The organism is Roseobacter sp., assembly GCF_024639605.1.
Taxonomy (GTDB): Bacteria; Pseudomonadota; Alphaproteobacteria; order Rhodobacterales; family Rhodobacteraceae; genus Roseobacter.
The window spans coordinates 23,759-33,675 of the sequence record NZ_JAHEHZ010000020.1 but is presented as its reverse complement, the minus strand read 5'-3'; the positions used below and the strand labels follow the sequence as shown (position 1 = coordinate 33,675).

At 59.4% G+C, this 9,917-nt stretch carries 10 protein-coding genes; 2 read left to right on the top strand and 8 right to left on the bottom strand.

Annotated elements, in window-relative coordinates:
* Positions 1–162: 162 nt before the first annotated feature.
* Positions 163–648 carry a hypothetical protein gene (locus tag Q0M35_RS18540; RefSeq protein WP_366519637.1) on the bottom strand — a complete coding sequence of 162 codons (486 nt, stop codon included), beginning with the start codon at positions 646–648 and terminating at the stop codon, positions 163–165.
* Between the two features lie 245 nt (positions 649–893).
* Here Q0M35_RS18540 and pcaC point away from each other — a divergent pair, with 245 nt between their 5' ends.
* Entirely contained in the window at positions 894–1,280 is a 387-nt protein-coding gene (gene pcaC / locus Q0M35_RS04620; protein WP_295313047.1) for a 4-carboxymuconolactone decarboxylase, read from the top strand.
* Positions 1,281–1,405: 125 nt separating this feature from the next.
* Positions 1,406–2,239 carry a 3-keto-5-aminohexanoate cleavage protein gene (locus Q0M35_RS04615; RefSeq protein ID WP_295313046.1) on the top strand — a complete coding sequence of 278 codons (834 nt, stop codon included), beginning with the start codon at positions 1,406–1,408 and terminating at the stop codon, positions 2,237–2,239.
* Position 2,240: 1 nt separating this feature from the next.
* Here Q0M35_RS04615 and phoB read toward each other — a convergent pair whose 3' ends face one another.
* The 7 genes from phoB to Q0M35_RS04580 form a co-directional block, all read right to left on the bottom strand.
* Positions 2,241–2,930 (bottom strand): phosphate regulon transcriptional regulator PhoB, encoded by a 690-nt coding sequence (phoB, locus tag Q0M35_RS04610; protein WP_295313045.1) that lies wholly within the window; start codon positions 2,928–2,930, stop codon positions 2,241–2,243.
* Between the two features lie 4 nt (positions 2,931–2,934).
* Entirely contained in the window at positions 2,935–3,642 is a 708-nt protein-coding gene (gene phoU, locus Q0M35_RS04605; protein ID WP_295313049.1) for a phosphate signaling complex protein PhoU, read from the bottom strand.
* A gap of 4 nt (positions 3,643–3,646) precedes the next feature.
* Complete coding sequence (gene pstB / locus Q0M35_RS04600; protein ID WP_295313044.1) at positions 3,647–4,444, bottom strand: phosphate ABC transporter ATP-binding protein PstB; 798 nt, start codon at positions 4,442–4,444, stop codon at positions 3,647–3,649.
* A gap of 17 nt (positions 4,445–4,461) precedes the next feature.
* Positions 4,462–5,817, bottom strand: coding sequence for a phosphate ABC transporter permease PstA (gene pstA, locus Q0M35_RS04595; protein WP_295313043.1), 1,356 nt, complete (start codon positions 5,815–5,817; stop codon positions 4,462–4,464).
* Positions 5,814–7,286 (bottom strand): phosphate ABC transporter permease subunit PstC, encoded by a 1,473-nt coding sequence (pstC, locus tag Q0M35_RS04590; RefSeq protein ID WP_295313042.1) that lies wholly within the window; start codon positions 7,284–7,286, stop codon positions 5,814–5,816. Before pstC ends, pstA begins: the two co-directional genes overlap by 4 nt.
* Positions 7,287–7,393: 107 nt before the next feature.
* Complete coding sequence (locus Q0M35_RS04585; protein ID WP_295313041.1) at positions 7,394–8,434, bottom strand: substrate-binding domain-containing protein; 1,041 nt, start codon at positions 8,432–8,434, stop codon at positions 7,394–7,396.
* A gap of 438 nt (positions 8,435–8,872) precedes the next feature.
* Complete coding sequence (locus tag Q0M35_RS04580; protein ID WP_295313040.1) at positions 8,873–9,910, bottom strand: ATP-binding protein; 1,038 nt, start codon at positions 9,908–9,910, stop codon at positions 8,873–8,875.
* Between the last annotated feature and the right edge of the window lie 7 nt (positions 9,911–9,917).

The following is a 9,917-nucleotide window of genomic DNA, read 5'->3' as shown; positions in this document are numbered from 1 at the left end:
GAGATGCCGCGCGATCACTGTTGTTCCGCGGCCATCCGGGAGACCATCTGTCTTACCGAAGCCGATCCGGTTGAGGTTTTGCACCAGTCGTGGCTGTCCCCTGCTCTGCTGCCTGAACAATGAATGACGTGGCGGCTCGCCGGATAGCGCGAAGCAAAGCATTCATCGCTTTGAACAGTAAGGTCGGCGGACGCGAAAAACATTTCGCACCGGTTGCTGAAAGCCCCCGGCAGCGCTGCCCGGATAAACGCGTCCGGCCTGATTGTGCCGGGGATAAGTCGCCGGCCGGGCAGAGTTATCGGTGCCAGATACCTTGAAGCTTCGCGGATCCTGACGGGTGTCCGCCGGACTGAGGCGTTCACGATGGCAAGGATCGCGCCCTGCTGGTCGCGCAGAGCAATTTTCTGACCGGGTCAGCGTGAGGGGTATTGGCCAGAAGCTGCCGGCGGAAAGGCGCATGTACCCGACAACGCGATTGTGATCCTCTCCCCTCAGGAAGCTTTTGAGCGGATTGAATCCGAAGACCACGAGCAGTTCCATATCGCAGAGCTGACGCGGGATGAGGTCAAGGATTTCCAGATCTGCAGCATCGGATCTCAGCTTTCGCGCGGAGGCCCGGAAGACAAAAATCTCTGGGAATGTGGGCAAAGTTTCATGCGCGCATCATCAACTCAGTTCCTGCCATTCCGGAGGGCGGGACCTTGTCCGGCCTGGATCAAATGCGTCTGAGCGCTTACATTGAAGTATTCTCTGCCTCCGCGCGGAACAGGGCCGTGATGTCCTGCCCGCAGTGCTCAGCGCCCGAGGCGGAAGCCGTTGCCAGCCGCGTTGTATTCGCCACTTGGCGCGGCGGGTGCCTGCCTTTAAGATTGCCGGCAACAAGGGAGGCCGAGATGTCACGATCAGACCGCTATGACCGCGGCATGCAGGTGCGGCGTGAGGTTCTGGGCGATGCTCATGTGGAGCGGGCGGAGGCGTCAAAGACTTCGCTCGACACGGATTTTCAGAGCCTGATCACGGAGGCCGCCTGGGGCACTGTCTGGGCATCGGACGGTATCTCGAGGCGTGAACGGTCTATGCTGACACTGGCGCTGCTGGCGGCGACGGGCAATTTTGATGAAATACCCATGCATATACGGGCCACCCGGAATACCGGCGCCAGTGAGCAGGATATCGTCGAAACCCTGCAGCATGTGGCGATCTATGCCGGCGTGCCCCGCGCCAATCACGCGCTGAAACTGGCGAAAGAAACCTATGCTGCGATGGATGACGCGGAATGAAAGAACCGCGCCTGTCTTTTTTGGCATGTCCGTAACCCCGGTCCAAGGGCGGAAAACCAACTGGTCTGGATGCAGGCTGACCCCGGCACCGCCTCAGCCACGAACCTGAAAAAGAGGTGATACCGATGTCCGATCCCTGTATTCTCTGCGTCGCCATTACCGGCAGTGTGCCGACCAAAGCGGCCAATCCTGCAGTTCCGGTGACCATTTCCGAACAGGTGGAAAGCACCCATGAGGCCTTTGAGGCCGGGGCATCAATCTGTCATGCGCATGTGCGCAACGCCGATGAGACGCCCTCCTCCGACCCGGAAAAATTCGCGGCCCTGAAGGAAGGTGTCGAAAAGCACTGTCCCGGTATGATCATACAGTTTTCGACCGGTGGTCGCTCCGGGGCCGGCAGGGAACGTGGTGGCATGTTGCCTTTACGCCCGGACATGGCGTCGCTTTCGGTGGGGTCAAACAACTTTCCGACGCGGGTTTACGAGAACCCGCCGGATCTTGTGGCCTGGCTTTCGGGTGAGATGCGGACATATGAGGTTGTGCCCGAGATTGAGGCCTTTGATCTCAGCCATGTGCTGCACGCGATCCGGATGCATAAGGAAGGTGCGCTCTATGGCCGGCTGTATGTACAGTTTGTGATGGGGGTAAAGAACGCTATGCCGGCGGACCGTGAGGTCTTTGATTTTTATGTATCAATGCTGCGTAAAAGAGCGCCTGATGCGGCCTGGTGTGCGGCGGGTATCGGACCTGCGCAGATCGAGGTCAATGAATGGGCGATCGCGGCGGGCGGACACACCCGGGCCGGCCTTGAGGACAACGTGCGGCTGGACCGCGACACGCTGGCACCGTCAAATGCGGCCCTCATCCGCCGCGCAGCAGCGCTGTGTGAAAAATACGAGCGGCCCGTCGCAACACCGGTTGAGGCACGCGAAATCCTGGGCCTGCGCGCCGCGGCCTGAGCTATCCCAGGGCGTATCCCGCACCACGCACCGTGCGCAGCGGGTCAGCGCCTCCGTTCTGCGTCAATGCTTTACGAAGCCGGCCAATATGGACATCGACGGTACGGGTATCGACATAGATGTCGCGGCCCCAGACCCGGTCCAGCAGCTGCTCGCGTGAAAAAACGCGGCCCGGCTTTTCCATAAAGGTCGAGAGCAGCCGGAATTCGGTCGGGCCGAGGCGCAGTTCGGTCTCTGCCCGGCTGACCCTGTGGCTGGTGGCATCGAGCACGATATCCTCAAACTCAAGCCGTTCACCGGTGGCCGCAGGGCGCACGCGGCGCAGCTGTCCGCGCACCCGAGCCATCAGTTCGATGACCGAATAGGGTTTGATCACATAGTCGTCGGCGCCGGTCTCAAGGCCCCTTACGCGGTCGACTTCTTCGGACCTCGCGGAGAGCATGATCACCGGAATACTGCGAGTTTCCGGTCTGATCTTGAGCCGCCGGCATACCTCGATGCCCGAAATGTTCGGCATCATCCAGTCCAGCACGATCACATCGGGTGCCTGCTCATCAATCAGCATCAGCGCCTCTTCGCCGTCTCCGGCGCGGCTGACAGCAAAGCCTTCGGCTTCGAGGTTATAGGCCAGCACCTCGCGCTGCGCCGGCTCATCTTCCACGACCAGTACCCTTGGTTGATCGACAGACATGTTCTTATCTCTCTGCTGCAAATGACGTTTTGTCGGCCTTCGGGCGGGCTTCCTCCGGGTGTTCCCCGGTCACAAGATAGATCACCTGTTCGGCGATCGAGGTGACGTGATCGCCCATACGTTCGACGTTTTTGGCGATGAAATGCAGATGCATACAGGCCGAAATATTGCGCGGGTCTTCCATCATAAACGTCAGGAATTCGCGGAAGAGCGCATTGTACATCTGATCCACGTCTTCATCGCGCATGATCACGCTGGTCGCGAGTTCCGCGTCGCGCTGCACATAGGCATCCAGCGCGTCTTTGAGCATCAGCTCGACCTCACGCGCCATGCGCCGCAGCGCCCCGGTGCTGTCGCTCACGGGCGCCATCTGTGACAGAACGCTGGTGCGCTTGGCCATGTTTTTCCCATAGTCGCCGATGCGCTCAAGATTGGCGCTGATCTTGATCACGGTAAGCACAAGCCGCAGGTCGCGCGCCGTGGGCGCACGCAGGGCTATCACCCGGGCGGCTTCCTCGTTGATCAGCTCTTCAAGCGCGTCAATAGCCTTGTCGGCGGCGCGTACCTTCTCTGCCAGCTCTTCATCGCGGGTGTCCAGAGACAGCGCACTTTCACGGATCGCGCCCTCGACAAGCCCGCCCATTTTCATGATTTGCGCCTGGATCCCTTCGAGATCGCGGTCAAAGGCAGAGGCAATATGCTGGTCCTGCATCATTTTATCCAATCCGTCCGGTGATATAGCTTTCCGTGCGCGGGTCTTCGGGGTTGGTGAAGATGTGACCCGTTTCGCCGTATTCGACGAGGTTGCCGAGGTGGAAAAACGCGGTTTTCTGGCTTACACGCGCGGCCTGCTGCATGGAGTGTGTTACAATCACCACTGAATAGTTTCGGCGCAGCTCGTCGATCAGTTCTTCGACCTGGGCTGTGGCAATCGGATCAAGCGCCGAGCAGGGCTCGTCCATCAGCAGTACCTCGGGCTCGGTGGCCACGGCGCGCGCAATACAAAGGCGTTGTTGCTGTCCGCCGGAGAGGCCGGTGCCCGGGGCGGTGAGCCGGTCTTTCACCTCTTCCCAGATTGCAGCACGCTTCAGGGCCTGTTCCACGATTTCGTCAAGCTCTGCCTTGCCTGAAGCCATGCCGTGAATGCGCGGCCCGTACGCCACGTTATCATAGATCGATTTCGGGAACGGGTTGGGCTTCTGAAACACCATGCCCACCTTGGCGCGCAGCTGCACCGGGTCCACGCGCGCGTCATAGATGTCTTCGCCATCGATGCGGATGTCACCCTCGACGCGGGCAATATCAATCGTATCGTTCATGCGGTTCAGACAGCGCAGAAAGGTGGACTTTCCACAGCCCGACGGACCGATAAAGGCCGTAACGGTACGGTCCTGAATATCGACATCCACGTCTTTGATCGCGTGATTGTCACCGTACCAGACCTGAACACCCCGTGCGGCGATTTTGATCTGATTGGTGTCCACGTCTCTCTCCAGTATTCTCATATCGTTCATATCCGTGCTCTCCTGTCCTACCAGCGGCGCTCAAACCGGCGCCGCAGGATGACGGCGATGGTGTTCATGGTGATCAGGAACACGAGCAGGATGATGATGCCACCCCAGGCGCGTTCATAAAAGGCCGGGTCTGCACGTTTGGCCCATTCGTAAATCTGTGCAGGCATGGCCGAGTTCGGATCCAGCAGGCCGCTGGCCAGCCCGTCAGGTGCGTTGGAGGCGATAAAGCCGACCATCCCGATAAGAAGCAAAGGTGCGGTTTCACCCAGTGCCTGCGCCAGACCGATGATAGTGCCGGTCAGGATGCCGGGTGCCGCAAGCGGCAGGACGTGGTGGAAAACCGCCTGCATCTTTGAGGCTCCGACGCCCAGGGCTGCATCCCGTATCGAGGGCGGGACCGCTTTCAGTGACGCGCGGGTCGAGATGATGATCGTGGGCAGGGTCATCAGGGTCAGCACCAGCCCCCCCACCAGCGGAGCAGACTGTGGCAGGTGCATGAACTGAATAAACACAGCAAGACCGAGGATACCAAACACGATTGAAGGCACCGCCGCCAGATTGGCAATGTTTACCTCGATAACGTCGGTAATCCGGTTTTTCGGTGCAAATTCCTCAAGATAGATCGAGGCTGCCACCCCTATAGGCAGCGAAAGCACCAGCACGACCAGCATCATAAAGAACGACCCGATCATCGCCACACCGATGCCTGCAGATTCAGCCCGGCTCTCGGAGGCATCCGCGCCGGTGATGAAAGCCATGTTAAAGGTCTTTTCCACGACCCCGACAGGCAGCAGCGCATCTACCAGATCGAGGTGTTCGGCATCGATGTTTTTGTCACGCGCCACGTCTTCGCGCTGCACGCGGTCTTTGAGGTAGCCGTCCACCCTGCTCGACGCCAGAATGCGGAAATCAACGGTTTCACCAACCAGATCCGGATTGGCCAGGACCACATCGCGTACCTGGGCTGCGGCAGAGGCGGAGATGAGCGCTTTCATGTCACCGCCCTTTTCCAGCGGCGTTTCGATGGATTGTTCGTTGACGATGTTCAGCAGCGCATTCTGGATGAGCGGCGAATAGCCAAAGGTCGAGACTTTGCTCATCTCTTCGGGATCGCGGTTACCGTTTTTGTCCAGCTTTGCAGGATCCAGATAGACCGGCACATTGATAAACGTCTGCTGAAACGCCCCTGCCCCGCTGGATACGATCGACACCAGCAGCACGATCAGGAAAAAAATGCCCGTAGCGATGCCGGCGATGCCGTACATGCGAAAGCGCGCCTCGGCGGCTTTGCGTTTTCGGGTCCGTGCATCGGGGGCAATCAGGGAAGTGTGCTGGCGCCGCTCTGAGGGGGCCGGCAGGCTCGCGTCGGTCATTCGTATTGCTCCCTGTATTTGCGCACAATGAAAAGGGCGAAGACATTCAGCCCGAGTGTGAGTACAAAAAGTGTGATGCCGAGGGCAAAAGCCACCAGTGCCTCCGGCGAGGCGAAATCGCTGTCGCCGGTCAGCTGAGAGACAATCTTGGCCGTCACGGTTGTCATCGCCTCGAAAGGGTTCAGCGACAATCGGGCGGCCGCCCCTGCCCCAAGCACCACGATCATGGTCTCACCAATGGCGCGGCTGGCCGCCAGCAGAATGGCGCCCACGATGCCCGGCAGTGCGGCGGGCAGAACCACCTGGCGGATTGTTTCCGAGCGCGTCGCCCCGAGCCCGTAAGAGCCGTCCCGCAGGGATTGCGGCACAGCGTTGATGATATCGTCAGAGAGCGAGCTCACAAAAGGGATGAGCATGATGCCCATCGCGATGCCGGCGGTCATGACCGACCGGCCGCCGCCCATCCAGCCGGTACCGTCATCGCCGAAAACGCTCATCAGGAGCGGGCCGATGGTCAGAAGTGCAAATAGACCGTAGACGATTGTCGGGATACCGGCGAGGATTTCCAGCAGTGGCTTGGCAATGCCGCGCACCCGGGCGGACGCGTACTCAGACAGATACACCGCCGAATAAAGACCGATGGGAACAGCCACAAGAAGTGCAATGATCGAAATATAAATTGTACCCCAGAGCAGCGGCAGAATGCCGAGGCTGGATGACCCGCCGCGGCCCGAAAAACTGGGCGCCCACTCAAGAAGGGTAAAGAAATCCGCCGCCGGGTAGAGCCTGAAGAATTCAATCGTGTTGAATATCAGCGACAGGATAATGCCGATGGTGGTCAGGATCGCGACCGAAGCTGCGGCGATCAGGATGGCAAGGATCCCCTGCTCGACCACGTTGCGGGCGCGGAAGTCGCGATCGCTCTGCATCACGCCCCAGGCAGCGCCTGCAATCGCAACCGCGATGACCACGATCGTCATCATCGTCTGAGAGATACCGCTCATCTTACGGTAGGCCTGGGCTGCCCGCAGTACAGGGGCGGAGAACTGCGTCGTCACGATCTGCCCTGCGTCTTTCAGACGTTCGGTCATAACGGTGAAATCTGCGCTGGTATCGCCGGCGAAATCCTCATCAAGCATGCCGGAGCGGACCGCTTCGTCGATACCCTCTGCCGAGCGGCGCACTTCAGACATCAGAAGACCGGTATTCACGTCGGTTTCAACCGCGTCCGCAGGGATCATCGGTGCCACCTGGCTGTTTATGTAAAAGGGCTGGATCAGCATCCAGATGATCAGAATGCCAAATGCAGGCACCACCGATTTCATAAAGGCATTTGAGCCGTAATATACCGGCAGTGAATGCAGCTTTTTGCTGCTGCCGCCCGTGCTGGCCAGAGCGCGGCGGCGGCCAAGCACAAAACCGCCCAGTGATATGCTCAGAATGATCGCTGAAAGCCAGATTACAGACATAAGCCCCCCGGTATTTCTCTGCGCAGGCTTCTGTTCTCAGAAATGCGCGATCGGGCGACGTTGTGCGCCGCCCGATGAATGATGTTTCTGTCCTGCTGCGTCAGCGATCAGCTGCCGCCGCCCATGACCTGCTCGCCGGACACCGCAGCCTGGGTCTCCGCAAGCTCGGGGTCGGACACGAGGCCATAGTTGGCCAGCGGGCCGTCGGGGCCTGCGATCTCGTCGGAAATAAAGAACTCAGCGAATTCTTTCAGCCCGGGAATGACGCCGATGTGCGCTTTCTTGATGTAAAAGAACAGCGGGCGCGATACCGGGTACTCACCTGACGAGATGGTCTCGGTTGTGGGCTCTACGCCCGACATGGTCGCCACTTTCAGGCTGTCGGTGTTGTTCTCGTAGAATGCCAGACCAAAAACACCAATGGCGTTGGCGTTGGCGTCGATGGAGGCCAGTGTCTCGGTATAGTCACCGTCGATGTCCACCGAGCGGCCGTCAACGCGCACGGCAAGACAGGCGTCTTCAGCATCGTCTTCGCTCATACCGCCGGCAATCATGGCTTCCATCGCACCGGTAGCTTCACAGCCCGCGGCGACAACTTTCTCTTCAAAAACTTCGCGCGTACCGTGCTTGGTGCCGGGAATGAACGCGAGAATTTCCTCAGACGGCAGGTCGGCGTTGAAGTCCGACCACATTGTGTAGGGGTTATCTTTCAGTTCGCCATCGACCATAACCCTGGGGGCCAGGGCGTTGAAGATGTCGGAGGGGGTGAAGGCGGTGTACTCAGGGCCATCAAACTGGCTGGCAAAGACGATACCGTCATATCCGATGCGGACTTCGATGATGTCGGTCACACCATTTTCGGCGCAGGCTGCGATCTCTTTTTCGCGGATCGCACGTGAGGCGTTTGCGATATCCGTGTGCTCGGTGCCGACGCCCTGGCAGAAGCGCTTGAGGCCGGCGGAGGAGCCGCCTGATTCCACGACCGGTGTCGGAAATTCAAAGTTCTCGCCGAAAGCCTCGGCGACGATGGACGCATAGGGCAGCACGGTCGAAGAACCGGCAACCTGTACCTGATCGCGCGCGGTGGCAGCCGTCGCGGAGACCGCGGCAATGGCCAGCGCGGAGGTGGTGAGTTTGGTGAACGACATGGTGTCTCCTGTCATTTTAAGTTCGGTTCCGATCACCCGGGGGCAATCCTGCCGCCTGACTACGCGTGCTCAACAATGCTTTTGTGACAGTTGCGTAACAGTTTTATGACAGCGCTGAATTCACAGAAGATTTTTTAACGAAGGCTTTGTGAAGGCATCTCTCACCCTGGTTGATTTACATATAAATTATGTAAATTCAGTGTTTTAGATGACTTATCCAGTAAGGTCCGCTCCGGCTTTCAGCGCTCTGACGCCACGATAACTACGCTCTGTGAACTGGCCTGGTCGGGCAGTTTTGCGGGTGGGGCCGCGATCAGGGAGGGCGCTTTGCAACGCACGGGCGAACGCCTCGTGAACTCTGTCCGCAGAACGTGCCAAAGGCGTTATCTCGGGCTGTAAGCGATTCTTTATCCTGGCCGGATCATGGCCTGATGTTTTTCAGCCCGCACCGGTCGGCAACACAACTGTAAAGACCGATCCTTTGCCCAGCTCACTTTCCACACGCAGCCGGCCGCGGTGGCGGTTGATGATGTGTTTGACGATCGCAAGGCCCAGACCGGTGCCACCGAGCGCGCGGCTGCGATGATTATCGGCGCGGTAAAACCGTTCGGTAAGACGCGGCAGGTGTTTTTCGCCGATGCCCGGTCCGTCGTCGGCCACGTGGATCCGAACGCCCATGGCGCGCAGCGCAGGATCCCGTTCCGGCTTGCCGATGCGGATTTCGACGGTACCGCCCTTTCGGCCGTATTTGATGGCGTTCTCGATTAGATTGGTAAAGACCTGCATCAGCTGATCGCCGTCGCCCACAAGCTCTGCCGGGGCGTCACCGAAGTCTTCTTTGAGCGTAATTTCCATCTCTTTTGCCAGTGGCGTCAGCGTGCGTATCACCGACAGCAGGATGTCATCTATAAGCACCTTTTCGCGGGGCCGGACGCGTTCTTCATCCTCTACGCGGCTCAGCGACAGCAGATCGCCCACCAGCCGGTTCATGCGCCCCGCCTCGCCCTCCATGATATCGAGAAATCTGTCGCGGGCGGCGGCATCATCGCGGGCCGCGCCGCGCAGCGTTTCGATAAAGCCCATCAGGGCGGTAAGCGGCGTGCGCAGCTCATGGCTGACATTTGCGACGAAATCCCGGCGCATCTGCCCGGCCTGCTGCACCTGAGTGATATCGAGAAAGCAGAGCAGCACCACATTGAGGTCAGGCACGACGCGGACAGAGACCTGAAAGGTGGTGTCCTGCACCCCGTCGTTCGAGAGGTATTCCGACATGCGCGGTGTGCTGTCGCGCAGTACAGCCTCGATGCTCTGAATGAGCTGCGGCTGGCGCAGCATGGTGACGAAATTCCGCCCCTCGATCCCCTGACCGATCAGCGTGCGTGCTGCGGCATTTGCGGCCTTGATCCGCTCTGCGCCGTCGATGGCAAGCGCGGGCATGGGCAGGGCGTTCAGAACATCATTCAGTGTCTGGTCCATCGCCGCC

What these genes read in the sequence shown, in the direction of transcription:
- pcaC (WP_295313047.1), top strand. Translation starts at nt 894, where the DNA reads ATGTCACGATCAGACCGCTATGACCGCGGCATGCAGGTGCGGCGTGAG.
- Q0M35_RS04615 (WP_295313046.1), top strand. Translation starts at nt 1,406, where the DNA reads ATGTCCGATCCCTGTATTCTCTGCGTCGCCATTACCGGCAGTGTGCCG.
- phoB (WP_295313045.1), bottom strand. Translation starts at nt 2,930, where the DNA reads ATGTCTGTCGATCAACCAAGGGTACTGGTCGTGGAAGATGAGCCGGCG.
- phoU (WP_295313049.1), bottom strand. Translation starts at nt 3,642, where the DNA reads ATGCAGGACCAGCATATTGCCTCTGCCTTTGACCGCGATCTCGAAGGG.
- pstB (WP_295313044.1), bottom strand. Translation starts at nt 4,444, where the DNA reads ATGAACGATATGAGAATACTGGAGAGAGACGTGGACACCAATCAGATC.
- pstA (WP_295313043.1), bottom strand. Translation starts at nt 5,817, where the DNA reads ATGACCGACGCGAGCCTGCCGGCCCCCTCAGAGCGGCGCCAGCACACT.
- pstC (WP_295313042.1), bottom strand. Translation starts at nt 7,286, where the DNA reads ATGTCTGTAATCTGGCTTTCAGCGATCATTCTGAGCATATCACTGGGC.
- Q0M35_RS04585 (WP_295313041.1), bottom strand. Translation starts at nt 8,434, where the DNA reads ATGTCGTTCACCAAACTCACCACCTCCGCGCTGGCCATTGCCGCGGTC.
- Q0M35_RS04580 (WP_295313040.1), bottom strand. Translation starts at nt 9,910, where the DNA reads ATGGACCAGACACTGAATGATGTTCTGAACGCCCTGCCCATGCCCGCG.